Origin of the sequence: Paenibacillus sp. 7541, from assembly GCF_002276395.1 — a bacterium.
Lineage (GTDB): Bacteria > Bacillota > Bacilli > Paenibacillales > Paenibacillaceae > Paenibacillus_AQ > Paenibacillus_AQ campinasensis.
On the sequence record NZ_NQLZ01000006.1, the window covers coordinates 38,998 to 64,689 of the forward strand.

14 protein-coding genes and 2 pseudogenes are annotated in these 25,692 nt (G+C 48.6%); 6 read left to right on the plus strand and 10 right to left on the minus strand.

Annotated elements, in window-relative coordinates; translation table 11 throughout:
- Window positions 1-535: 535 nt before the first annotated feature.
- From ltrA to CHH75_RS04855, 7 genes are all read right to left on the minus strand, one after another.
- On the minus strand, window positions 536-1,828 hold the full coding sequence (ltrA, locus tag CHH75_RS04825) for a group II intron reverse transcriptase/maturase (RefSeq protein WP_095397572.1): 1,293 nt from the start codon (window positions 1,826-1,828) through the stop codon (window positions 536-538).
- 567 nt (window positions 1,829-2,395) lie between these two features.
- Window positions 2,396-5,698, minus strand: a complete 3,303-nt coding sequence (locus CHH75_RS04830; protein ID WP_095397573.1) for an S-layer homology domain-containing protein — start codon at window positions 5,696-5,698, stop codon at window positions 2,396-2,398.
- Window positions 5,699-5,907: 209 nt separating this feature from the next.
- The gene (locus CHH75_RS04835; protein ID WP_176475465.1) at window positions 5,908-9,438 is read right to left on the minus strand and encodes an RCC1 domain-containing protein; all 3,531 of its coding nucleotides are present in this window, start codon (window positions 9,436-9,438) and stop codon (window positions 5,908-5,910) included.
- A gap of 216 nt (window positions 9,439-9,654) precedes the next feature.
- On the minus strand, window positions 9,655-12,216 hold the full coding sequence (locus CHH75_RS04840) for a winged helix-turn-helix domain-containing protein (protein WP_095397575.1): 2,562 nt from the start codon (window positions 12,214-12,216) through the stop codon (window positions 9,655-9,657).
- Between the two features lie 171 nt (window positions 12,217-12,387).
- Window positions 12,388-13,557, minus strand: coding sequence for a sensor histidine kinase (locus CHH75_RS04845; RefSeq protein ID WP_095397576.1), 1,170 nt, complete (start codon window positions 13,555-13,557; stop codon window positions 12,388-12,390).
- The gene (locus tag CHH75_RS04850; RefSeq protein WP_010274489.1) at window positions 13,554-14,243 is read right to left on the minus strand and encodes a response regulator transcription factor; all 690 of its coding nucleotides are present in this window, start codon (window positions 14,241-14,243) and stop codon (window positions 13,554-13,556) included. Before CHH75_RS04850 ends, CHH75_RS04845 begins: the two co-directional genes overlap by 4 nt.
- A gap of 48 nt (window positions 14,244-14,291) precedes the next feature.
- A complete protein-coding gene (locus CHH75_RS04855; RefSeq protein WP_095397577.1) occupies window positions 14,292-14,903 on the minus strand; it encodes a hypothetical protein in 612 nt (203 codons plus the stop codon).
- A gap of 951 nt (window positions 14,904-15,854) precedes the next feature.
- On the opposite strand from CHH75_RS04855, the gene CHH75_RS04860 reads away from it, so the two are divergent.
- The 6 genes from CHH75_RS04860 to CHH75_RS04885 all read left to right on the plus strand — a co-directional run bounded on the left by CHH75_RS04860 (window position 15,855) and on the right by CHH75_RS04885 (window position 21,965).
- Window positions 15,855-17,321, plus strand: a complete 1,467-nt coding sequence (locus tag CHH75_RS04860) for a spore germination protein (protein WP_095397578.1) — start codon at window positions 15,855-15,857, stop codon at window positions 17,319-17,321.
- A gap of 15 nt (window positions 17,322-17,336) precedes the next feature.
- Window positions 17,337-18,521: a Ger(x)C family spore germination protein gene (locus CHH75_RS04865; protein WP_095397579.1), complete on the plus strand. Its 1,185-nt coding sequence runs from the start codon at window positions 17,337-17,339 to the stop codon at window positions 18,519-18,521.
- Window positions 18,518-19,609: a GerAB/ArcD/ProY family transporter gene (locus CHH75_RS04870; protein WP_007130945.1), complete on the plus strand. Its 1,092-nt coding sequence runs from the start codon at window positions 18,518-18,520 to the stop codon at window positions 19,607-19,609. The genes CHH75_RS04865 and CHH75_RS04870 overlap by 4 nt, the downstream gene beginning before the upstream one ends.
- Before the next feature lie 7 nt (window positions 19,610-19,616).
- Window positions 19,617-19,835, plus strand: coding sequence for a hypothetical protein (locus CHH75_RS04875; protein ID WP_007130946.1), 219 nt, complete (start codon window positions 19,617-19,619; stop codon window positions 19,833-19,835).
- 1,090 nt (window positions 19,836-20,925) lie between these two features.
- Window positions 20,926-21,681 carry a DUF6431 domain-containing protein gene (locus CHH75_RS04880; RefSeq protein WP_141235809.1) on the plus strand — a complete coding sequence of 252 codons (756 nt, stop codon included), beginning with the start codon at window positions 20,926-20,928 and terminating at the stop codon, window positions 21,679-21,681.
- Window positions 21,682-21,704: 23 nt separating this feature from the next.
- Entirely contained in the window at window positions 21,705-21,965 is a 261-nt protein-coding gene (locus tag CHH75_RS04885; RefSeq protein WP_095397581.1) for a hypothetical protein, read from the plus strand.
- A 351-nt stretch (window positions 21,966-22,316) separates the two neighbouring features.
- Here CHH75_RS04885 and CHH75_RS25510 read toward each other — a convergent pair whose 3' ends face one another.
- The 3 genes and pseudogenes from CHH75_RS25510 to CHH75_RS04900 form a co-directional block, all read right to left on the minus strand.
- Window positions 22,317-22,799 carry a VanZ family protein gene (locus CHH75_RS25510; RefSeq protein ID WP_095397582.1) on the minus strand — a complete coding sequence of 161 codons (483 nt, stop codon included), beginning with the start codon at window positions 22,797-22,799 and terminating at the stop codon, window positions 22,317-22,319.
- A gap of 82 nt (window positions 22,800-22,881) precedes the next feature.
- Window positions 22,882-24,053, minus strand: a pseudogene (locus CHH75_RS25515) (IS1380 family transposase); the annotation flags it as partial.
- A gap of 220 nt (window positions 24,054-24,273) precedes the next feature.
- Window positions 24,274-25,629 (minus strand): annotated as a pseudogene (locus CHH75_RS04900) (ISNCY family transposase).
- Between the last annotated feature and the right edge of the window lie 63 nt (window positions 25,630-25,692).

Below are 25,692 nucleotides of genomic sequence, written 5' to 3' on the forward strand. Positions count from 1 at the left end.
GCTTCAACGCGTCGTTCTCGAAAACGTCTGATCCATCCTTGAGTTGACATTTGGCCCTTCCCTTTTTCAGGCGTACCTTACTCACGCACTATGACCTTTGCTGACTCCTGCACGCTCAGCAAAACCTTACGGCCTTGGTTACCATCCTCAGATGGCGTTCCGTGCAGGCCTCCTCGGATAAGGATGCGTACTTTCATCCATGCACCTGTCCAATATACCCATACAGCCCTTGGCGGCTTAGGACTTCGCCTTGTTTCGCAGACTCGTCCGACTGTACTAGCCTCACATTGGATTCGTGTATCTCAGGTCGAGTGTTTGCCTCCAGCTTCCTTCAGATTCCACCTCACGATGGACACCCTTACTTTTGGCTAACGGTAGGTGCTCGCCAGCCCCCGCTTGGGACTTTCCCCTAAAGCACGGCACCCATGCCGGGCTAGAGTGAAAGGCTGGGCGGGGCCCAGCCCCTCCTCATCAAACCGTACGTGAGGTTTTCCCTCATACGGCTTTCCGATGTTCGTCATCATGAGCATGCAGATTACAAGAGCGTTTTAAGTCCATATTGAATAGACAAAGACTTCACTTCGCGCAGCGAACTCAACCATCGTCTGCGTTTGTGTTTCTTAGCATACCACTTCGCAAACCGCTGCCGGATATACCAATCCAACTTCGCCATCTTCCTCTGGCTGTAAGCTGTGTAGTAGTAATTGCGCCAGCCTTGAATCTTTGGATTCAGGTACTCCACGTGCTCTTCGAAACTCAGGCGTCGCATACCTGGCGGAGCTAATCGCTCTTTTACCCCTTCCCGTATTCGCTCTTCCGCCTTCCGGCACAACCACTGCTGGGTTGTGTAGTACACTTGGCCTTTGGATGTTTCGGCCTTCGTCTTTCGATGATGCATGCCCAGAAAATCGAAGCCTTCTTCCCCAGTCCAAAGTCCAACGATGCGCGTTTTCGTGGGGTGCAGGGTTAATTCCAGGCGTTCCATAATCGCTCGTATGAGTTCATAGGCCCGCTGTGCGTCCTTCTTCGTCTTGCAGATGATCACCAGATCATCTGCATAACGCGTCAGTTCCCCAAGCTTACCGCCATGTCGTTCCCACAGAAGATCAAAGTAATTCAGGTAGATGTTCGCCAGCAGTGGTGAGATCACTCCCCCTTGCGGTGTACCCAAGTCTGAGCGTCGGATGTTTCCTTCTTCCATCACTCCCGCACCTAACCACTTCCTCACCAACTTCAAGATTCGCCTGTCACTGATCCGCATTTCGATCAGCTTCATCAGTTTCTCCTGATTGATGTTGTCGAAGTAGCCTTGGATGTCGACGTCGACCACCCAATTTCCTTTGCGGTTGCATGCTTTCCGGATTCGCTCCAACGCCTGTTTCGCGCTCCGCTTAGGCCGAAAACCGAAAGACGTGTCCTGAAAATCCGCCTCGAAAATGGGTTCCATGACGAGTTTGGTCGCCATCTGGATGACGCGGTCTCTCACCGTCGGGATCCCCAGCGGTCGCAGTTTGCCATCTTTCTTCGAGATGTAGTGGCGTCTAACGGGTTGTGGATGGTACTTCCCTTCTTTCAGTAGCCGTTGACATTCAAGCACAAAACGCATTTCTCCCTGTTTCTCGATGTCTGCCAACGTCTCTCCATCCACTCCTGCCGAGCCCTCGTTGGCTCGTACCCTTCGCCACGCTTCCCATAAGATGTCTACCCGATAGACCTTGTCGTACAGCGCGCGAAATCTTCGCTTCTTGTTCTCCTTGGCCGCATGACCGAGTTTCCCTTGGAGTTGTTGAACGTTTTCCTCTGGTGTTGTTAGCCGTTTGGCATTCACTGACTCGTACCTCCTCAAGAAACTTGAACAAAGCAGGGCTCCTTCCCTCCCGCAGGTTGTGTTGTCCTGCGTTCCACGGTACTATGAGCCCCTCGGACTCCCTTCCTGCAGACCGTTCACTTCACCTCTGGGGCTTATAGAAGGCCTCTTTACGGTTTCTGCAACCGTGCAGGGGAGGGCCTCCCCAGTTCACTGCATCCTCTTTCATACCATGCCGTTCCCTCTACGCCGGAGGATTCTTCACTGCCGCTCCAAGTTCTAGGCAGCTTCCATGGCCTTCGTCCATGTACGCGGGACTCGGCTTCCTCTTTTCCCTCTTGCGAGGCCTTTTTGACGACGCGGCAGGATTCACTTTCATGTTACGGCCTGGTATGTTGCTCGCCCTGCCTCTGACAGGTACTTTCGTCGATACGCTTCTACGTACAGATTTCGCCATACGTAGGTATCCTAGCTACGCGGGGGCTTGGCCCTTCCCGCGACCGGACTTTCACCGGCTAGAAGATGCGTGCTTAGCTGGGCACGCCGCAAAAAAAAGGTGCAGAAGCAAAAGCGCTTCTGCACCAAACCTTATTGTGACAACAGCTCCAACAATCTCAGGATACTGGTGACCGCTTCCGCGCGGGTCAGCGTCTCATTCGGCGCGAAGAGATTGCGATCGCGACCGTGAATGATGCCCATGATACGAACCTCTTCCACGTAACTTTTCGCCCATGCCGGAATACGGGCATCGTCTGCAAATCGGGTGTGCGTATGGTCGGTCAACTCCGCTCCTGTTGCTCTTGCGATCATCACCGCCATTTCCACACGAGTGACCGGGCGACCAGGTCGAAGTGTTCCATCTTCATATCCTGAAACAATGCCTGCCCTTGCCGCCAAATCAATCGCTTGCTTTGCCCATTCGCCAATTTGCTCCCCGTCCGCAAAAGCAGGCGCATCGCCTCCCGCTTCTCCTTCCAGCCGCAAGGCACGAACGAGCATCAACGTAAATTCAGCGCGGGTGACGGCATGATCCGGTCTAAACGTACCGTCAGGGTATCCGGCAATGATGCCTTTTGCATAGGCTTCCTGAATGAACGGCTCCGCCCAATGACCCGCAATATCCGCAAATAACGGCTCCGGGGAAGGCGGGTCCGGCATCTCCTCTTGCATACGTTCCACGGTGATGGAATACGTTCTGCGCGTTCCGTCTTCTGCAGTGACCACGATGTCAATGATATCCGTATCCGTGTGCAAGGGGATGCGAATGCTTCCCTGATCACTCCGGACTTGCCGACCATTCACGCTGATTCCAGCCTGATGATGTGCAGCACGGATCGTGAGCTGGATGCTGTCAGCATCATGCGGGATCAAAGCCTTGTACGTCGTAATGTCCCCCGAAAATTCCGGTATCAACGCGCCTTCTGACAAGATGAGCTCCCTCAGTGTTGCATTGCCGGAGCGGATATAGACAGGCGGACTCGGCGGTTCTGAAGAAACCGGCTCCCGCTCTAAACGAAAGCGCCGGGATATTCGGTAACTCTCTTGACCAACCTGATCTTTGGCGTAAATGTGCAAATACCAGTCGCCGCCGTTTTTGTCTGCATGACTCAACGTGCTTTGGTTAATGAAAGGTTGCCAATATGCATGTTCATCCAACGGGTCTGAACTCGTTGACCAAACATAACGGAGGGAAGCGGCATCGATCCCGCTGCCGTCGTCCTTCACGTTGACTTGACTGGATATGGTCCGCGAAAGGGTTTCATCGCCGTCGGGTTTCAATTCGATCTCCGGATTCGTGTGATCGATACGGATGAGTACATGCTCGCTCATTTCATTGCCTAATACATCTTCCACTCTGAACCAAAGCGAGTACTGCCCCTCTGTTGTGAAGTCGAGCGGATCATGATAAATCTCCCAAGCCGCTCCTTCATCCAACGAATATGCAATGGGCCGCAGCGCGATCCCGTGGTCATGAGAAGCATAAACCGCTGCGGTCACACTTTGGTTCGTCCACGTTCCGCTGGGATATGCTTTACTGTCATTATCGGTAAAATACAAATCCACATCCAGCTTCAGGCCGCTTCTGCTGATCTTCACGGTCCGCTCAACGATCGTACTCTTATTGCCGATGTCATCCATCGCTTGCGCCTGGATCTTCGTTTGCCCTTCTTCCGTCACCTCTAAGCGGATAGGTGTACCGTTAAATGCACGATCCTCCCACTCCTTGTCACCGACTTTCACACGAATCGTGTGAACATCTGTCTGCCTTGGGTTAGCGGCGCTGTGGTCGATCGCCACTTCCACTTTGGCAGCATTGGTCCAGCCGTCGGGATGAAGGGTGATCGTCGGCGGTTCCGGATTTCCGCTGTCCACGACGATGTCGAGAGTCTCGGACTTGTCGAATAAGGAGACGGTGATCGTCGCTTTGCCGCCTTTGACGGTGCTGACCTCCCCGTTAGGATCAACACGCACAATTTCGGGGTCATCCGGATCAACGCTATACCTGGCGGTTGTTGTCGCATTGTAGCGATCCCCGTTTTGATGTTCCGTATTCACGGTAATGTGGGTCTTGTCGTCAAGGTTCAACTGATCGTTTGCAATGGACGCAGCCCAGGAGATGAGCGGGTTTTGCCATTGGAGAAATGGCCGATGTCCGTCGTACTGGTACCAGCCCTCTGTGAGATCCCAATCCTTAAATGTTTCCGGATCGCGGAGATCCGCCTCTTCCACAGGTATTCCGATTCCATTGTCAGGGAGTTCACCATCCGTATAGCTATCGGTCAACCAGTAGCTGCCGGCGACCTCAATGATATTTCCTCTTTCTTCATATTCATTATTCGCCCCGACCAGCCCGCCAGTCTCAGAATGACCTGTTACCTTGCCTGTCGCGTAACAATGCTCAACTTCTATCACTGAACTTATTGGCGAATCGTAACCATTTGTAACATTAAATCCGATCAAACCACCCACGTATTGCTTACCGTTGACATTCCCTGTCGCATAGGAGTTCTTAATTCTGACCACACCAGATGGAAGGGCTTCAGCTTTACCAACAAATCCACCTACAAGCTGGTCTCCATTAACCTCCCCAGTCGCATATGAATTCGTGATTTCATTGACACTTCCTATATTTCCCGATGAAATTATGCCAACTAAACCACCTACAAGATTATTTATGCCCGCAACGTCACCAGTTGCAAATGAATCGCGAATCGTAATCTTTTTACCAGTCGAACCCCTAAATAGACCTGCCAGACCCCCGACTTCACGCTCTCCGACAACTTCGATATGGGCGGATGACCCGATCACGTCATTTCTAACAATACCGGCTAACCCGCCAACCTTCATTTCTCCTCGAATAAGGGTTCCCGTTACCGTACTGTTTTCAATTATCCCGTAGCTATACCCTACTAACCCGCCGATGTAATCATACCCCTTGATCTCCACGACCTCGAGATGGACATTCCGGATGACAGCCGTTTCTGACGTTACTCCAAACAAAGATTGGTAGTTCTCATCTTCACGGTTGATCTTTAAACCTGTAATTTGATAGCCGTTGCCATCAAATGTTCCGGTAAAAGGAGAAGAGTATTCCGTTGCGATTGGCAACCATCCTTCTCCGGAACTGTAAGTTGAAAGATTAATATCGGCTCCCAATTTGAAATGGGCATCCAGATAATCTCTCACTTTGTTCAGCTGTTCAGCGGTTTCGATAATATACGGGGCTTCTTCCGTGCCTGAGCCGCCGGCAAAATCACTGCTTAACGGCGCGAATGCACCGTCATCGGCGGCCTGAACCAATATGCCGACATTCCCAAACAGTTGTGTCCAGGTCCATCCGAAAAAAAGAACTAACGCCGCCAACAGAACGGATGATTTAAACGGTCTCATTTTCCTTTCACTTCCTTTCTAATGTGCGGAGACCGCAAGTTCCACATCATTGTCCGTCATAAAGTCCACTCCTCGCCTTCTCCAAGGCTTCCAGATCAATTCTTTCCATCGCAAGCATGGCCTTGTTCACGCACTGCTGTTGTTCCCCGGATTCGTCGGAACTGATCGCTTCCCAATCGGAGGGAAATACTTGTCAGCACGATGCTCTATCATCTATCCAACAATCTTAGCAGCATCACCGTCGCTTCTGCACGGGTAGCCGTTTCGTTCGGCACAAAACGGTTTCCGCCGCGGCCATCGACAATGCCAAGTTTGCGGATGGCTTCGACCGCACCTTTCGCCCACTGCGGAATCGTTTCATCATCGGCAAAGCCGGTTGACGCATTCGCGTTAAGCTGTAGTTGTAACGCCCGAGCGATCATCACCGCCATTTCTACGCGGGTGATCTGTGCGTTTGGCCGGAAGCTGCCATCGTTGTATCCATCCACGATGCCCGCTTGTACGGCCTGCGCAACGGCTTGCTTCGCCCATCCGCCGATCCGGTCATGATCCGTGAAAGTTAGCGCGGAGCCGTCACCTTCCAGTTTCAATGCACCTGCCAGCATCACAGTAAACTCGGCGCGTGTGACTGGATGATTCGGTTTAAATGTGCCATCTGGATAACCGCTGACAAAGCCTTTCTCTACAGCACGCATGATATAGTCCTCCGCCCAGTGTCCAGCGATGTCGGTAAATGCAATAACCGGTTCATTTGGCTTTGGCATTTCACGATAAATGGTCAGCGTATAGGTTTTCTTCGTGCCGTTTTCCGCTTGTACCGTTAGCTCAATCGTATTGTCGCCTTCCTCCAAATCGACTTGAATACTGTCCGTAATTACCTTGTCCTTCCATATCACTTTCGCCGCGGAGTGAGCTTCTTTGACCACAATCTCAATTCGTTCGGCTTCTGTACGTGCCGTATATTCTGTTGTTCCAGAAGCAAATGAAGGGCTTAGATTTAATTGTTTGCCCCCCGCCCATACTTGCAGATCCGCAAGATCCGCATTGTTGGACAACACACGACCGCCTCCGCCACCACCGGAACCGCCGTTCCCCCCTAGTGCTCTTGGGGTCGCTGTCGCTACATTGGAGAAATCGCTGGCCCCCTCCACAGTGATAGCCTTCACTACAAATGCATACGTTGTTCCATTCGTCAATCCCGTGACGATGTAGGAGTTCGCTGTAACATTCGATTGAATGAGCTTCCAGTTCGCCGGATCGACAGGAGCTGATGTGCCTTCCGCTTGGTAAACTGCGTAAGTCACGCTGCCTGTTCCCGTGACAGCATCCCACTTTAATGTAACGGAGCGATCAGCCGCAGAAGCTGTTAAATTCGCCGGTGCAGGTATCGTTGCAATCGTATACTGCTCCTCCAGCACTTCGCTGTCCAGCATGCCGTCCTTTACCGCAATTGCCTTAAGCGTCATCTCTGTTGTCACTTCGATGGGCGCGGTATATTCGATGCTGCTGCTAGTAGGCGTATTGCCGTCCATCGTGTAGTAAATCGTTGCATCGTTCGTATACGTGCTCAACGTCACCGTTGTACCAGCCGGGACTGCACCGCCTGATGGTTCTGCAACAGGTTTCGATACTTGCTCTGGCTCCGCTTCTAGTGAGAGCGTTATCGTATACGTTTTACTTTTTTGCAAATAAGGGACGACTTCCACGTTAACGACCGTTTGCTCATCGGTTACTGGTATATTGACTCCTATAGCGGGATCGGATTGTCGCTTACCATTCACATACACAGCTGCAAATTCCGCATTTTCCAGTGTCGCGAGCACGTTCACCAACGTAACATGATTGTCAATTAATACCGTGTATTCCCGCTTCGATGGATCAAACAAGAGTTCCAATTCCCGACCGCTTTGATCGGTTAGCTCAATCGTTTCGAGATCGCTTGTTGGAATGATGAGTTGATCATCGACATTACGGCCCCAACCGACAATCGCTCCGTCAGCTTGCAAGGCTAACGTGAGATGTGTACCTGCCGAAATCGCTACAACTTCACGCAAATTAGAAGGAACTTCGAGTTGGTTATATGTGTTATCTCCCCAGGCAACTACCGTGCCGTCCGATCTTAAAGCAACGGAATGATGGCGACCTGCACTGATGGCCACAACATCCTGCAGGTTTTCGGGCACTTCTAACTGTTTATACGCATTATCTCCCCAAGCGATCACCGTACCATCCGTTTTAAGCGCCAAGGAATGGTAATGTCCTGCGCTAATCGCTTTTACATCATGCAGACCACTTGGCATATCCAGCTGGTTCCATTGATTCGCTCCCCAAATCACTACTGTACCGTCAACCTTCAGAGCAAGGGAGTGAAACAATCCTGCACTAACGGCAATCACCTGATCCAAATCATCAGGCACATCGAGCCGCTTATCATACTCTCCCCCTTCAATTCTACCCCAGGCAACGACTGTGCCATCGGCTTGCAACGCCAAAGCGTGATGGCTGCCTACGCTGATTGCCACTGTCTGTCCTTGCACTTCAGGCGGAATCGCCGCATAATGAGAACCGTCTCCCCAGATCACAATCGTGCCATCGGCTTTTAATGCCAGGGAAAACGCCTCCCCCACCTCAATGGCGCGCACATCTTGCAAATCGGCAGGAATCGCAAGGCGATTGTACAGATCGCTTCCCCAGCCGAGTACTTGGCCATCGGAGGTTAACGCAAGCGAATGGTTTCTCTCGGCAGCCAATTGTTTGGCTTTCACACGTTCATGGACATGTTCCGGCACGTCAGTCTGACCTTGACCATTATCCCCCCAGGCAATGATCGTCCCATCCGCTTTCAAGGCAAGCGAATGTCGGTATCCCGCTGCAATCGCGATCACACCGCTTTTCGCAGTTTCGGGTACAACCGTTTGTCCGTTGTCTTCCCACGAACCGTCTGAAATGCCCCAGGCAATGACAGAGCCGTCAGATTTCAAGGCCAGAGAATGTTTTTCCCCTGCCGCAATGGCGATAACGCCGCTTTCCGCTTCTTCCGGCACAGAAGATTGTCCGTAATCGTCGCGCCCCCAAGCAACCACCTTGCCCGAAGCCGTTAACGCCAAAGAATGTTCAAATCCTGCACTAATGGCTACTACCTGGCCCTGCACCTCGTCAGGCACATCGAGTTTTCCTTCGCTCCCATCTCCCCATGCAATCACTTCTCCGGCAGCCGTTAACGCTAAAGAATGCCAATACCCTGCCGCAATGGCGATAACGCCGCTTTCCGCTTCTTTCGGCACATCCGATTGACCGTAAGAATTGGAACCCCAGGCAATGACTTTCCCTGAGGACGTGAGGGCTAACGAATGGAAGGCAGCAGGACCCGCTGCAATCGCTATAATATCGCTTTTCGCTTCTGCCGGTACATTGGCTTCGCCGAATCTTCCCCCACCCCAGGCGATGACCTCGCCGCCGGATGTGAGAGCCAGGGAGTGATCCTGTCCTGCGCTCACCGAAATAATATTGGACTGTGCTTCAAGCGGCACCGTTGTTTTGCCATACTCATTCGATCCCCAAGCCAGCACTTCCCCGTCCGCTGTTAAAGCGAGGGAATGGTAACGCCCTCCTGCAATCTGCTGGACCCCGCCCCAACGATCACTCAAGGCTGGATGAAAACTCCCTTGAGCTGACACGTTGTCATAGGGTACCGTGATCAGAAACGACTGGATGAGCAGCAAAGCGATGCACAGCTTCACCAAGCCGCTCCTCCTGTTGCATATGTATGATTGTTCCAAGCTTTTTCCCCATGGATTCATCTCTTACAAATCCTCCTTCAAGTTAATCTCTGCATAGCTTCACCCCATCTATTGTATATTCTTCCAATCCCATTGTGATCAACCCTGCCCGGCACAAAAGATCAAAAAGGTTGAGCAGGGTGGTTGAGATAATTTGTACAAAATAAAAAGAACGGGTCAGAACAATTGTAGTGTTCTGGCACGTTCCAACGCTTGTAAGCGATTTTTGGATTGCAATTTGCAGTAGATATTGTTAATATGTGTTTTTACGGTTGCCAGGGAAACATTCAATTTAAGCGCGATTTCTTTATTAGACATTCCCGTTTCCATCAACCGAAGCACGCTTTGTTCTCTGGCTGTAAGAGCAGCCAACGTTCTATCATGGGGAGTACCGGCTTCCCTTTCGGCTAGCGGAATCAGTCTCCGCAGCCGTTTCACATAGGATAAAGGCACCTTATGGCTGGGGCGGCGAAGCTGATTTTGGCGCAATCGGATATATTGATCCAACAATTGCCCAAGTGATGCTCCTTCGTCGACAAAGGTCCGGATATACCCTTCCGGCCGCGCCAATGCCAGCGCTTCTTCCAGTACGTCCATGGAGTCCGAAATCTTTCCTTGTAAGGATAGGATCATACTCTTGTGAACGAGCAGACGAATTCGGTCGCTTTGCCGTCCTTCTTCTATTGACAGCTGGAGTAGACGCTCCGTCAATGCTGCGGCTTCTTCCATTTTTCCTTGCTCCGCCAATATAGAGGCCAGTAAATCGTATTCCTTGATCATGGATACCGGAATTTCATCACGGAATCGCAAGCGGCTCTTTCTCAGCCATTGTCTCACCGGTTTCTCTTCTCTATGCATCCTGCCCAGCATGGCGCGAAACGAGGCGATTTTCCCGGACAAACGCGAATTCGCCGTCTTGGACGTGAGTTGGGTTAGCTCGCGTAATATGTGCTTTGACGTCGCCTCGTCTCCTTGTACGGCGGCAATGCGGGCAAGCCAGAGCGCTGCGATGGTCGCCAAGCTTCGATGATCATGCAATCTTCCAATATCATAGGCTTGGCGCATCAGCTTTTCCGCTTCGACCAAGCGATTTCGTTCGTACTGCATTTTGCCTAAGTCGATATAAAGATGAGCAACAAAATAGACATTTCGGGTTTCAGACCAAATCGACAGCAAGGACGTTAACACCTGCTCCGCCAATCGAAGGCTGTCATCCGACACGTAGATATCCCACACCGGATGATAGCCATCCTCGTCGCTCCCAAACTCAATGAAGAAATCGCCTTCCGGATGCTTCTCGACATATTCATGTGAAAATTGAACGGCATATTCAAAATCACGATCCAAAAACGTGCGAAATGCAGCCAGAAAAGCGAGTCCGGCTTGCAATGTTTCGGCTTCTTCAGGAGGAAGGGGATCTGTGTCCTCTTCTAGCCTGCGAACCGCTTGCCAATACCCGTCAGTGGCCGCTTCGACATGCCCGGACAAGTACTGGGAAGCGAGTTTTGTCAACAGCATCATCGGTCTGGCAAATAACAGCGTGTCGGGAATTGCGTTTAACCACTTGCAAAGCGTCGTCCATTCATTGGTCATCAGCTCCGGTGTCATCTCCTCTATCAATGATAGCGCATGTTCATAATCGGCAGCCGCAAGGTAATGATCTACCGCTTCATGCGGATAACCGTTCTCTTCCAACCATTTTCCCGCTGTCATGTGAAGTGTTTGCCATTGCCGCGGCTCGCGCATTTTCAACTGCGCCGTCAAAAATTGCCGGAATAAATGATGATACCTGTACCACTCCCGCCACTCGTCCAAAGCTACAAGAAACAAGCTTTCCTTGTCTAATTGTTGCAAATACGCATGACTTTCGGCTATACCGGTTACCGCTTGACAAAGTTCGCCCTTCATCCGGTCCAAAATGGAAGTATAGAGTAAAAATTGCTGCATCGTTGCGGATTGTCGGGCTAACACCTCATCAAAGAAGTAATCCGATATATCACGTTCCGTCCCCGCCATCTTCCGGATTAGAGATACGGGATCGGTATGTTCGTGCATTGACAAGACCGCCAGTCGCATCGCCACTGCCCAACCCTCTGTCTTTTTTTGTACGGTCGCCACATCTTCATTGGATAATTGTATACCACCGCACTTCGCAAAAAATTCAGTCGTTTCGTCCGGCACAAACCGGAGATCGCTCGCCTCCAACGAGATCAGCCTATTTTCTGCTCGTAGTCTGGAAAGAGGAAGCGCTGGAGAATTTCGGCTTGCAAGATAGAGATGGACATGTAGTGGTAAACGTTCCAGCAGATAAGTGACGCCCTGCAAGATGGACGTTTCTTCGATATGATGAAAGTCATCCCATACGAGCACCATCGTGTGTGAAATGCGATGTAGCCCGTTGATGAGCGCAGCAATCAGTGACACACCCGATGGATCTTCTGCGGCATGACGAAGGACGTCCTGTTGGTCAAAAGACGGATAAGCTTGTTTTAACGCTGCAATGGTATGTGCCCAGAAGCGCGTGCGATCATTATCCCCTTGATCAAGCGAGACCCAGGCGACGGGATTTTCCAGCGTCATCACCCATTCGCCGAGCAATGTCGTTTTGCCATACCCGGCTGGAGCTGAGATCAAAGTAAGCGTGCGATCTAACCCTTCATGCAAACGCCGGGTGAGACGGGAACGCACAACAAGCGAGCTTCGCGATCGAGGAATATGCAGTTTCGTGGCTATGATCATGGCTTGCCCCCCTCCCTTATTTGGCAACCGTCATGAGATATGAACATTTTTTCTATTATTTTACCAAAAAACTTTTATTTAGGTAGGGCCTTATCGGAGCATGTCAAATCACTTCGATCGACAATGCTGGGGGTACTATTAACTTGAAATAGAATGGAGTACATCTTTCCGCTAGTCGATGACAGGAAGGCGGACGATAAAGCCTTTCATCGTTTGCTCACGACTGTATTCAATCGTTCCCTCATGCTTTTTAATAATGGATAACGCTATGGATAGACCTAGCCCTGTGCCTGCCTTGTTCTTCGTTCTACCTTCCGAAGTTCTGTAAAACGGTTCAAAGATAAACGGAATGTGTTTTTCATCTATGCCATCTCCGGTGTCCATGATAGAAATGAAACACTCTCCTTCTTGACTTGCACACGTGATGATCACTTTTCCTTGTGGCTTGTTGTACATAATAGCGTTCTCGACCAGATTGCTGATGGCTCTCTGGATTAAAATATCGTTCCCATATATCTCAACATCAGGATGGATGTGGATTTCAATAGAAATTGTCTGTGTTGAAGCTAAATCGTTTAATTCACTCACGACTTTACGGATCATTGAACCCACTTCAATCACATCCTTATCCGGGTCATTATTTTTAGCCAGAACGAGCAGTTCATTGACCATATGATTCATTCGTTTTAACGTCTTTTCAAAAATGTCCGAGAGCTGCCGATAATCTGCCAAAGTTGCGGATGGATCACTCCTCAAGACTTCCAGATTCGTCTTCAAAATCGTCAAGGGAGTTCTAAATTCATGAGCGGCATTGGCCATAAAACGTTCTTGCTGCTGGAAGGCATGTTCTAATTTTTTCAGCATGGTATTGAACGATTCCGTTAATTCTTTCAATTCATCATTGGGCAGTTCCTTAACAGGAAGCTGCACGGACAAATCATTGGCATTGATTTTCATAAGTCGTTCACTCAATAAACGCACCGGCCACAGACTTCTTTTGGAGAGATAAAACGCCCCGACCCCACCTAATATAATCATGATGAGCAGGCAGATCAGCGAAAAAAGGAGAACTTGTCCTTTAAATGCAATCAATTCAGATGAAAAGCTTACATCCGATCTGAGCATCCCCTCTTCGTTTACCTGATTCACTTCAATGGTGGGTACGATCACTTCATGATCTTGTTGAAGTAGCATATCATTGGGCTTCACATGAACAGCAGGAAGCATAATTTGAACAAAAACATTGAGCGAAACCAACAGAAACACGCCTGTCAATATGATTAAACCCAGGTTCCACAACACGATTCTTCCCGCCAATGTGAGCCGCTTGCTTTTCATCATTTTGATAACCTCTCAATTTGTTTGTTCAGTCGATAGCCGTACCCTGGCACCGTATTCAAAAAGTTTGCATGGATAACGGATCTTATCTTACTACGCAAAGTCGTAATATGTACCCTGACGGAATTGGAAAAAGGGTCCGCATGCTGATCCCACACATGTTCAACCAATTCTTCGGACGAGACAACTCGATCAGGATGAGATAAAAAATACTGTAATAAGGCAAACTCCTTACGAGTAAGGGTCAGCTGTTGCCCAGCACAAGTTGCTGTCATCGTGATCGGATTCAACTCGATAGGGCCATAGGTGAGCAGCGGGCTTTCTCGTAAAAGATCACGTCTCAATAAGGCGCGTATTCTTGCTTTCAGTTCTTCAAAATCAAATGGTTTACCAAGATAATCGTCCGCTCCCAAATTCAATCCTTTCACACGAGAAGATGTATCAGAAAGCGCTGTTAGAATCAGCACTCTGATTTGTTTGGACAGATGTCGTATGTGTTGCAGCACGTCTAACCCATTCCTATCTGGCAAGTTTAAATCCAAGATGATGATATCGTAGGCATGGATTTCCGCCAGGTGACAGCCTTCTTCTCCATCTAATGCAATATCTACCGCAAATCCTTCCATTTCCAATCCTTTTTTAATCGCATTGGCCAAATCTTGCTCATCTTCAATTACCAGCATCCGCATCTTTTGCTCACCTCTCATAAAACAATGTAGTCGGGGAATGGTTTTTGTTTAGATCGTGATATTTCCGGCGACTGTCACTTGATGGGTATCGGTATTGTAAATCCCCACTCGATAGTTGTCAGCGACATTCACTACAAAGGTTCGACTATCGGCACCGCCTGTAAAGTTCACATAAAAAAATGTATTGTCCGAGTCGATTAAACCAACTCGAAGTGTAGCGTCCCGAGGCAGCCATGTCAATGATATGGTTACCTCTTCGTTCCGAGTCAAATACCACGGGTTTCCAGACCCATCACTTATTGTGGCAAGTGATGATCCCGGCAAGTTGAAGTTAACCGGATAAGTAGCCTGTACACCAACATCGTCAGAATCCCCAAGATTCAATTCAATGATGTTTTCCTCTGATAGTTGAATTTTGTGTACCGGCTGCCCGTCCACAGTGACATCACTTGAAGTTGGGTTTGTGTCATTCACTTGAGAAATTGCTTGTTGATTTACTGTAACAGCTCCAGAAGACTGACCCGAAATATCCTCTGACTTCGAAACAACATCACTCGTTTGAATCGTTACTGGCAGCGCATCATTTGCCAAGGCAAATGCGGTCATGGGCAACACGGTTATCAACAAAACAGCCGTAATTAAAAAACGTTTCATTCTCATTTTTTTCACCTCATTTTTTCTTTTCCCCGACTACTTAACCACAGTGTATTTGATCTGTTGTTAAATTTTTGTTAAGACAGCTGTATTTCAGAAAAAGAGGAAGTCAGCTGAGGAACTTCTGGGGCGAGAACGATGCTTACGGTTATCGAGGCAGTCACGAGCCCCATCAAACATGATACTGTCCACCCAAACCTGCCAGTAAAACCGGTAGCTTTTCCGATGACAACCGGCAGTCGATCCGTTAAATCCACGACGATCTGACAGAGTCACCGCCGTAGATGGCGGGGAAGCAGATAGAGAAGAGTCAGTACATGATCGCAAGGCCCAAATAAAATTCGCGCGAGTGTGCGCCCATGTTGAGGGATACGATCAAATTCGCCTTGCCGATCCGATTGTTAACGCCGGAGCGCCCGCGGGCGTTAGACCGACGGAAACAGCCGCCTCGGGTTGTCCACGCGCACACCTTCCTGTCTTCAGATCGGCCCCGTACCACCACCCCATTTTCGTTCTCGACGGACTAGGGGAGTTCGTTTACAAACAGAATAGTCACGCGATCCGCAAAGCCGAATTGTTCTGCCTGATTTTGCAGACGGTGCACAAATATGAGGTCAACGGGCTACCCTCTTTTTTTTCTAATCGATAATCTATAAATCATGAATAAGAGAGTCGTATTTACGTTAGATCATCCAACTTTGGCGAATGCTGCGAGCGAATCTATAATAGCCTGCTTCTTCCTTCATGCCAGCAAGTACGGGAAGTATGTTCAAGAATACTGCAGCAGTTGCGGTCATGTACTAGATATCCTCATTGATCGAATAACTTAGTAATGTCGTAACCGAATCTTGATTTCACCTCACGATAATTTGCAACAGCATAACTGCCAATGGAATAAGAATCCACCCAATAGGAAATAATGATAATGATGAGATGTGAGAATCTGGAGGTTCGTCGATGGCAAGAAAAAAACAAAATCAATCGATCAAGAATGATTTTTTCGGAGACATTCAATCAGCCCTCGGGTTACCCCCGGACTTGGTCTGCCGATCCTTGTTTGTCCAAGGGGAACAAACCGTGCAGTGCGTATATCTGGAATCGATGGTCAATAAAAAAACGATTGACGAATATATTTTGAAATCGTTCACGGAAAATACGTTTTCCGAAGGGGAAGCGCCTCTTTCCGCCGAAAGCGGTTTTTTGCGCGAATTTTCCTTTTCCGATCCATATGAACAGTTGCGGGAACATGCCGTAAAAGCTCTCCTGGCAGGCCATTGCGCACTAACCGATTTTTCAAGGGAGCGCGTTTGTCTCATCAATGTGACCGAATCCAAACAACGCTCCATTGAAGAACCGAAGTCGGAATCGACCATTCGCGGGCCGCACGAAGGCTTTACGGAAAGCATTCTGACCAATGTGGGGCTTGTCCGCAAAAGAATCCGCAACCCATTCCTCCGGTTTGATAAAATGAACATCGGCAATCAAACCGGGACGACTTTGCTTATGGTGTACATGGAGAACCTCGCCCCGGAATCGCTGGTCCGGGAAGTGCGCGGCAGATTGTCAGCCATCCGGACGGACAGTGTGCTGGAAAGCGCTTATGTGGAGGAATTCATCCAGGACCGGATTTGGTCTCCTTTTCCGACGCTTACCAACACCGAGCGCCCAGATATGGTAGCTGCCCAGTTGCTGGATGGTAAAGTGGCCGTAATGGTGGACGGAACGCCCAACGTCCTGCTTGCCCCCATGACGTTTTTCGAGTTTTTCAGTTCTCCTGAAGATTATTATCAGCGGGCGGACATCGCCACGTTTATTCGCTGGATTCGGTTGATTTCCTTTTTTACGGCCGTGTTCGTCCCTTCCTTGTATGTCGCGGCCACGACGTTCCACCAGGAACTGATCCCGACCCAACTTCTGATCAGTTTGTCCGCCCAGCGGGAAGGGGTTCCCTTCCCCGCCATCTTCGAAGTGTTGTTAATGGAAGTCGTGTTTGAAATTATCCGGGAAGCGGGGCTGCGTATGCCGCGAGCGGTCGGACAGGCGCTTTCGATCGTGGGGGCGATTGTACTGGGGCAGGCGGCGGTGGAAGCCGGTCTTATTTCCGCCGCGATTGTCATTGTCGTAGCCATAACCGGCATCACCAATTTTGTCGTTCCGGTTTACAGCTTCGGCATGTCACAACGCCTGCTTCGCTTTTCGTTCGTGCTGTTGGCCGGCTTTATGGGCCTTTTTGGCATTTTATGCGGTGCCCTGTTTCTGGTTGCCCATCTGGTGTCGCTTAATTCATTTGGCGTTCCTTACTTCACTCCCGCTTCCCCGTCCATAGGAACCGATTGGAAAGATGTGTTGGTGCGGCTGCCCCGGCCCTGGCTGGATCCGAACGGTCTGCCCGGATATATTCGGAATATGAAGAGAAAAAGGTAATCTGGAGGAACAAACATGACCAACCGGTATGCAACGGGTCTGTTCACTCTGATGATGTTTACCGCCCTGCTTACGGCTTGCTGGGACAGGACGGAGATGAACGAACTGGCGCTGGTCAGTATGATGGGGGTGGACAGCGATCCGGAGAGCGACAAAATAACCGTGTATTATCAGATCAAAAACCCGCTTAGCGGCACTTCCGCCAAAGGTACGCCGGGAGGCGAACAAGCCCCTGTGTACACTTACGAAATCAGTGGATCGTCTTTTGGAGAAATCAAATCTACGATTTACAAAATGTTGCCGCGCAAGTTATTTATGGCCCACTGCAAGGTGCTGCTCGTTTCCCAGCGGGCCGCCAAACAAAACATGCGCGATATTGTCAACTTTATCGAAATGCAACCCAACGGCCGCTCGTCGGTCCCGATGCTGATTGTCGACGGATCGATATCTCAGGTCATGAGAACATTAACTCCCCTGGAGCGGGTGCCGTCTGACACGATCGATTCCAGGCTCGACCTGCTGATCCGGAATTCGCTCCTAGTGGGAAAACAGATCAAGGTCAGTGATGTCATTGAACGGATGGAAAAGTCAGATACGATCGTATTACCGTTGATCACCGGAATGACAGAGGCACCTTCTTCCAACAGCGGGGAAAGGTCGGCGGATATCGACGCCAATCAAAACAACTTTATCATCCGAGGCGGGGCGGTTTTCCGTGATTATCGCATGGCGGGCAAACTGAATGATACGCAGCTGGTCTGGTACCATTTGCTAAATGGCGATCGAGGTCGCCACGTGCGACAGTTTCAGGTGGAAGGAAAACAGGTATCCGTGGAATTGAGACTGGTTCGCATAAAACGTGAGGTCTTCTGGAAATCCGACCAACCTGTCGTTCGGATCCGCATGGACCTCGAACTTTCCACTGCCTATACAATCGAGTCCGTCCCGAAGTCTCGGAACGAGGTGGAGAGACTTGAAAACAGACTGAATCAGATCATAGCAGACGAGTCGCTTGCTTTCTATCAAATGATAAGGGAGCGTGGCTGGGATCTGTTAAGCATCAACGACTTGTTGCGCAAACAAACGCCAAATCATCCGGATATCGACCAAGCGGCGAAAAATGCACAAATTGAGATTCGTGCAAATACCCGGCTGCTCCGAACGGGAAGCATGAGTCAACCTTATGGAGGAACAGGATGAAGCCAATGATTTCCCGATTCCAGTTTTATCTGCTGACAATCAATTATATCCTCGGAACCACCCTTTTCGTGCTGATCGGGCGGCTGGTCGTACAGGCGGGACAGGATGCCTGGCTCATGCCCTTGTGGGCAGGAAGTTTTGGCATACTCGTCGGTCTGTTCTGGATTTTTCTTTTCCGATATTACCCGGGCAAAAGTCTGGTGCAAATCCCGCTGGAAGCTTGGGGACGTTCTCTGGGAACGCTTGTTTCCGTCCTGTATTTTCTTTATTTCTGTATTTTGGCTGGATGGGCTCTTCGAAATTTAAGCGATTTTTTAAATGGAACCATCATGCCGGAGACGCCGAAAACCGTTTTTCACGTCATGTTTTTGCTTGTCGCCTTTTACACGGTCGCTCAGGGGACGGAAGCCATCGGACGATTAAATCAAATCATCACTCCATTTTTGTTCTTCCCGTTCTGGTTTGTTCTGTTGCTGGCAATGGTGAACTGGGATTGGGGAAGACTTCAGCCAGCTTTCCATTCCGGCCTGGGTGCCATTTTACAATACCATTCCTTTTTGGGCTTTCCCTATATGGAAACTATTGCGCTCACGATATTGTTTCCGCTGGTCAAACAGGGGGCAACACGCCCCTTTTTGCTTGGGTTGATGACCGCTTCCCTTTCTCTTAGCATGACCTTGTTTATGATTATCGGTTTATTAGGAGTGGAGAGGGCGTCACAACTTACCTTTCCAGTGTATACGACCGTGCAGGAAATTTCCATCGGAGAGGTGATCGTCAACATCCATTCCATTATCTCCGTTATTTTACTGATTCTGATTTTTATCAAGCTGTTGGTACTCGTTTACGGAGCTTCCGAAACGCTGCGTCAAGTATTTCGTCCAAAAACCCGGTGGCCTCATTTTCTGGGTTTGACGATTTTGTTGTCGGCGACCGCCTTGTCCATCTATGAAAACCCGATCCAAAACGAGGAATGGGATGAAAAATATACATTCATATATGACAGTTTCTTTGTTCTACTGATCCCCTTTTTGTTGCTAGTGACAACATGGGTCAAACGCACGTTCGAGAAGCGAAAAGGAGGATGAATTGAACATGTTGATGCTTCACATCCTGCTGGCGCCTTTGATAGGTTTACCGATGTTGGGATTGCTTCGAAAGAGACTTTATCGGGATGCAGCAGTTTTTGGGGCTGTATCTGTTATTGGATACGGATTATGGATTTGTATCGTGAATCATCGTCCTTTTATCATTACGATTTTTATTGAAAGAATGATTGAAATGTTAAAATCCATTTCAACGACGATGATATAAACGTAGAATGAATTGTTTTGCGGGTTCTTCCCAGTTTAGTACCACTATGATCCGCCAATCCTTGTGACAGAACCTTAACAGGAGATATGAAGGATGACTGAAAACGAATGATTACTAGCGGCAAAATTAATGCTTATAATAAACCGTTTCTTCATACCTACCTTGTAGCCAGATTCTAGGGTACTGATTTTGAACGGGTTGATCTCGTGCGGAATAACCATTTCATAGATTTCCCTATCAAATAATACTTCTGTCGGAGGAAAGCAAGAAGTGAAGTCACTATAATCATAATTAAATAACCAAGCATTAAACTATTTTTAAAATCTTGGTGCATTGAAAAATAAACAAAACAGACTATTAGAATACCAATTACCGTTTTTTTTCATATCAGTATCTCCTCGTATAATATGTTTATAAAAAATAAATATATGTGGTAAACTTGGGCATCAGAAGATTATCATAGGTTAAATTTATCGGAGACCAAGCAATGATCAAATATCAGGGGGAGGTCGTCGGAAACGACGGCCTTTTTACTTGGTTCAAGGGTTATGCGGCAAACTGGTCTCGTAGTAGATATGCGGCATGATAGGATACCTAACTAGAGACTGCAATTTTGCATGCTTCTTGAGACAAAAAGGACGCGTAAGCTTATGCTCTTTCATTTTACTGGTGATTCCGGATACTTTACCTTAGGTTTAGGTCCTTTAGCAAACCCGGATATACTCCTTTCAATTTTCTTCTTCCCTTAATAACACAGCTCAAAACTTCTTTTCATCGGGCATTTTTTCTTGTTATTTCGCCCCCCTTCCCTCCCTCTTTTTATTTCATAGCTTTCAGAAAAGTTGCTAAAGCAATATCATGTTTGTCTATTATTAAAAACGTTTGAAATCATGATATGCTGTTCGCCGCCTGATTATTTGGCGGAAAAAAACCATGGATTCGCCATTCGGTTTGGCGGAGCCAAACCGAATAAACAGCCGACAATAGCCTAATCCCTTCTGTACATTGACGGGGGATTAGGCTATTGTCGATTAAATAGGAAAATGCTCCCGAACCTTTGGAGAGGATCCCCGGGAGCATTCACTTCATCATGTCAAAAGTACTTTATTTCGGCCTTTCTTGCAAGGCTTATTTACGCACTTTCGAGAATCAATCTCCTGACGTCCAAATCTGCTGTGACGATTGCGGCCGGCTTCTCCATAAACACGGTCGTTATTGGCGAGGCGTTGTGACGAAACACGAAGTCATCCTGATCCCCATCTACCGCTGGTACTGTCCTGCTTGTAATAAGACGATTTCCCTTCTTCCGGAATTTCTGATTCCATGGGCCCGGTATGCGACTTGGGTGCGAGAAGCGGCATTGAAGCGCAAGCGCAAGGGATTCTCTTGGCGGCAGATCGCAGAAAGCACGACAACATCTAGCGTACGTTACAGCTTCCGTACGTTGAAACGCTGGTGGGCAAGGCATTTGCACCGCGCAGCAAATGCGGCACTTTGGGTTGCCGGGCAATTCATTGCCGGGGGAGTAGACGAAGATATGCTCCGCCTTTACCCCACCATGATGAATCCAACGCCAATGGACACACTGGATTGGCTGAACAAACTGTTATCCCGATTCATCCCCGCTGGCGCATCTAGACGGGGCTATTGGACTTTTCTAAATGCAGGGTTACCTGCATGCCGCATCACGCTTATAAATTCCTTCAGCATCCGCCGCCAAGGAGCACGGCAAGCGAAAGTCGCCTCCAAAATCGCTTTAAAAATCGCCTGGACGGCAAGTTGCCCTCCCGATCCCACAAAATATGCGCCCTCCCTGGTTTCTAGCGTCTATGGGATACTCTCATAGACCACAGGGAGAGGAGATTTTGCATGGATGAGCAAGCAAGGCAGCAAGAGGCTAACTTCCGTTACGGCTTGATTGCGCCCCTGGTTAGCCGCAAATTGGATCCCGGAGAGCAAATGGCACTCATGCGCGAAATTGTAAGCCACGAGTATGAAACACCGTCGGGAAATGCCGATAACCTTATGCTGCAAGATCATCAGCATTTCTTATTTTCTTTACAAATCAGTCAAATGAGTAAACTCCATGTGCGTGTAATAAACGCTTGTAATAGGAAAACAGACTTCTAAATCTGAATTCAAATCGCTATAAACGAAAAAAGACCGTACAACAGTCTATTTACAATTTTTATTCATGAAATAATGCGTACTAAGATCAGTTCTCTAGCTCGCGTACTGTTTCTTTTACCTAGATGCTAACCCGGTGGAAGCAAAGTTTCCAGGGCAAAAATCTACGCGGATTAGCGGTCAGACTTGCTGACGGCTATAAAAGTTTAATACCTGATTGCAGGTCCTTATATCCAGTTGAGTTATTTAACCCCTTTTTCTATGAAAGTCAAGTAATCGCACTCTATGTGATGTGTTCAGCATCCAGCACCATTATCTAAGATTTTGAGCCCTTTTCACGTATTCATAGAGTTGTTACTTTCGAAATTCAGGTTTAGCTATTTTCCTGGCTAATATTCTAAACCCATTATAAACAAAATATCCAATTAAACAACCTGTCATATTCAAAATGATATCATCAACATCAAAATAACCTAACATTGTGACAAATTGGAAACTCTCGATCCCAATTATACTGATTAAACAAATCAACAAAGTCTTAGAAAGTTTCCTGTACTTTGTAAAAATAGTAGGGATTAAGAATCCTAATGGACAGAACGTAACAATATTACCCAAAATATTTATGAAGGCAAATGGAGTCGTTTTAAAACGGAAATAACTTGAGATACTTCGAAAAGGATCTACATTGTAGTTCCAGATCCCGATACTCCTATTTTCAAGTATGGATTGTATTCTATCAATAAAACCAATAGGTTTTACTACAACAAACCACAGAAGAAAAAAAACATAGGCAACAAATATTAACTTCCAAAACCTTGAAACATTGTTTGTAGTCATTTAATATCCTTCCCAACGTTTTTAAAGAATGATGACAGGCGGAATTTCAGTATGTGTGAAGGTTTCCCTATTAAATAACGAACCGGAAACGGGCAATCGTGTAACCTTGATGAACCGGCTCGCAACAGTCACGCTTGAACCGCTCGAACAAGTTGTACGCCAGCAGCTTGATGAGCAGATCAACTTCGTTCGCCTCAAAATCGCTGGTCGCAATCCGGTCAATCGAAAACCCGTTCTTGGCTTCCTTGATGTAATATTCCATACAGCAGCGCTGGTTGTAGAACCGCCACAGGTCAATCGGCTCCCAGTCCAGATTGGTCACGATCGCTTCGTATTGCCGATCGGTGTCGAATACCAAGCGGGTCTGTCCGTCATCGATTACCTGCGCTTTGCGAATGATCGCCACGCGGCGGGGCTTTTTCCAGGATGTCGCTTTGTAAATGAGCGTTATCCCTTCGATAATCCAGTCTTCATCGACAAATCGTTTCCAGTACCGGCAGGCTGCACCTGCGCCGCAAGGCGCTGCGTCCTTTTCAGCTTGCCGACGTAGCCGATGTTCTTGCCTTCCCACAGGCTATAGAACTCCTCGCCGCCGAAGCCCTTGTCGAATCGGGCATATTTCACCGAACGTCCGCCAAGGAGCTCGAACGTGTTGTCTAAGAATGAAGCAGCATCCGTAGAGGCATGCGTGTTCCCAGATCGGAGGAAGTCATTCAGGCACAGGCGAGACTGCCCCTCAAATGTCAGTAGCGGGTGGTAGCTTTTGCGGCCGGGCTTGTGCGGGTTCTTTCCTTTCTCTGCGCCGACTTGATCGCCGTATACGGTTTCCGCCGTCGAATCCAGATCAAGGACAAGTTTAGACGGCAGGCAGGGCCGAATGACGGTCTGATTGAGCGTTCGCAGTTCAAACCGCAAGTTAGGACAAGATGTTCTCAATCGAATCAGTTCTTTGTACAGCAAGGTATGGTGTGGGCATCGCCCGCCAAGAAATCGCTTCAGAAGCTAGTCGCGCTATAGTTTGCGAAAATGAAAGAGCCGCTCGCAGCCGAGCATCCAACCCACGATGAGATAAAGCAGAATGCGGTAAATCGGAAAGAGAGAATTTCGTCCTTTGCCGCAAGAGATGTCACGTAACGCTTCGGAGAGCTTTATTTTCTCAAGGTATTCCAGAAAGATTTTGATGCCTCCGAAGCTGGTGGCATTCTCCAAGGAAAATTCAGTCTTGATCTTGCTGACGGGTGTGGTAGACTTCACCTAAAAGGTGCTCCTCTCTTTGGGTGATGTGTTTCAGTCAAACACCATTCTACCAAAGATTTGGAGCCCTTTTCACGTTTCCACGGAGCTGTACGTTCGAAATTCAGGATTACTTTTCGTTTCTAATTAGTTACCCCTGAAAAATTCGAATTTAGAGTTCGCTCTACTCTCCTTGAAATTTTCAGGTGGACATATTTCCTTTGTATTCCATTTCTTTGCCTTATTTGATCATCTGAGCGGCTTTTCTGAGGTTATGAACCCAAATTCCCAAGCCGATCCAGGTTTTTGAGCCAACAAAGCCCCTGTACCGGCTGCGGTTTAAACCGTACCTGCGTTTCAGTAAACTGATTTTGGCTTCACCTGCAGCGCGGAAGCGTTGCAAATCTTTATACCATAACTGTTTCTCAAGTTCCGCACGTTTCTTGCTCTTCTTCCCTCAGAATGGGGTGCTGATTCGTGTTACACCCAGTTCTGCAAGGGTCGATTCATTTTTCTTGCTGCCGAAGCCGCGGTCGGTTGCCACAGCACGGGGCACCGAGCCAAATCGTTCTTTATGTTGTACCACGGCGGGAACGAGCATTTCGTCGTCCGAGGGGTTACCTTTGTATAACTCATAGCCGGTTACAAACCCATTTTCGGTTTCATCGATTCGCGCTTTGTATCCGAATTCCGCGCTCTTGGATAGCTTCCCTTTTTTGATCGGGCGTGCTTCAGGATCAAAGAAGCTGACGATCCGATCTGGAATAATGCGGTTTCCGGATACCACTTGCTTGGCCTGATCGACGAGCTTTTGGGTCAAGGTAATAGCTTCACCTAACTTCTCTTTCATCGCCTTGACGGACGCCTTACCTTTATCCTTTGTAAGATTCATAACAGCTGTTGATTTCTGACATACGTCTTCCGTCATCGCAGCGACTTGCTCCGTTATGGCATTGAGCTCGTCCCATGACTGTTGCGTGCGCCGGCGCAGCAACTTGGCGATCGAAAGGATGTGTTGCTTCACTTCACTGTTTTTATCCTCGAAGTTCCGGGTCGCTTCGGACGCCACTTTCCGGATCTTGCCTACCAGGCGAGTGATGACCTTTACGCCATCCTGCAGCAAGGTCGCATAGGTCGGATGATGTACATCCGATTCGACTACGGTGGTATCCGTCCGCAGCTTCCGGTGTTTGAGCACCTTCGCTTCATCCAGTTTTTGAAGCAAAAGCTCATTGAGTTGTTCGACCCATTCTTCGCCATAGCGCTGGCGCGCTTTGATCAAGGTCGTCGGATCAGGCATCTTTTCGTCAATGGGTATGCGGCAAAATCGCCGCCACGTCAGACTGTCGCCTACTTCCTGCACGAGGGATTCGTAACCGGAATTGTAGCGACGCTTCAGATACATGAGACGCAGGAAGGTTTCAATCGCTTTGGTCGGACGGCCCCTTAGGGTGTGATGCTTCTCTAGAAAAGGCTGCATGAAACGTTCATCATCCAGCAAGGCATCTATTTTAGCCAGTTCTTCAGGCAACGACCATACGCTCTCAGAGATGATGGAATCCCACAATGTGATTTGTTCTTCACGAAGTTTCAACATTTTTCTCACCTCAAAAGGATTTTGAGGGGCAATGAAGAATTCATAAGCATAGGAATTCGGCCC

Coding starts and splice junctions, on each gene's coding strand:
- CHH75_RS04830 (WP_095397573.1), bottom strand. CDS start 5,698: ATGAGACCGTTTAAATCATCCGTTCTGTTGGCGGCGTTAGTTCTTTTT.
- CHH75_RS04840 (WP_095397575.1), bottom strand. CDS start 12,216: ATGATCATAGCCACGAAACTGCATATTCCTCGATCGCGAAGCTCGCTT.
- CHH75_RS04845 (WP_095397576.1), bottom strand. CDS start 13,557: ATGATGAAAAGCAAGCGGCTCACATTGGCGGGAAGAATCGTGTTGTGG.
- CHH75_RS04850 (WP_010274489.1), bottom strand. CDS start 14,243: ATGCGGATGCTGGTAATTGAAGATGAGCAAGATTTGGCCAATGCGATT.
- CHH75_RS04855 (WP_095397577.1), bottom strand. CDS start 14,903: ATGAGAATGAAACGTTTTTTAATTACGGCTGTTTTGTTGATAACCGTG.
- CHH75_RS04860 (WP_095397578.1), top strand. CDS start 15,855: ATGGCAAGAAAAAAACAAAATCAATCGATCAAGAATGATTTTTTCGGA.
- CHH75_RS04865 (WP_095397579.1), top strand. CDS start 17,337: ATGACCAACCGGTATGCAACGGGTCTGTTCACTCTGATGATGTTTACC.
- CHH75_RS04870 (WP_007130945.1), top strand. CDS start 18,518: ATGAAGCCAATGATTTCCCGATTCCAGTTTTATCTGCTGACAATCAAT.
- CHH75_RS04875 (WP_007130946.1), top strand. CDS start 19,617: ATGTTGATGCTTCACATCCTGCTGGCGCCTTTGATAGGTTTACCGATG.
- CHH75_RS04880 (WP_141235809.1), top strand. CDS start 20,926: ATGTCAAAAGTACTTTATTTCGGCCTTTCTTGCAAGGCTTATTTACGC.
- CHH75_RS04885 (WP_095397581.1), top strand. CDS start 21,705: ATGGATGAGCAAGCAAGGCAGCAAGAGGCTAACTTCCGTTACGGCTTG.
- CHH75_RS25510 (WP_095397582.1), bottom strand. CDS start 22,799: ATGACTACAAACAATGTTTCAAGGTTTTGGAAGTTAATATTTGTTGCC.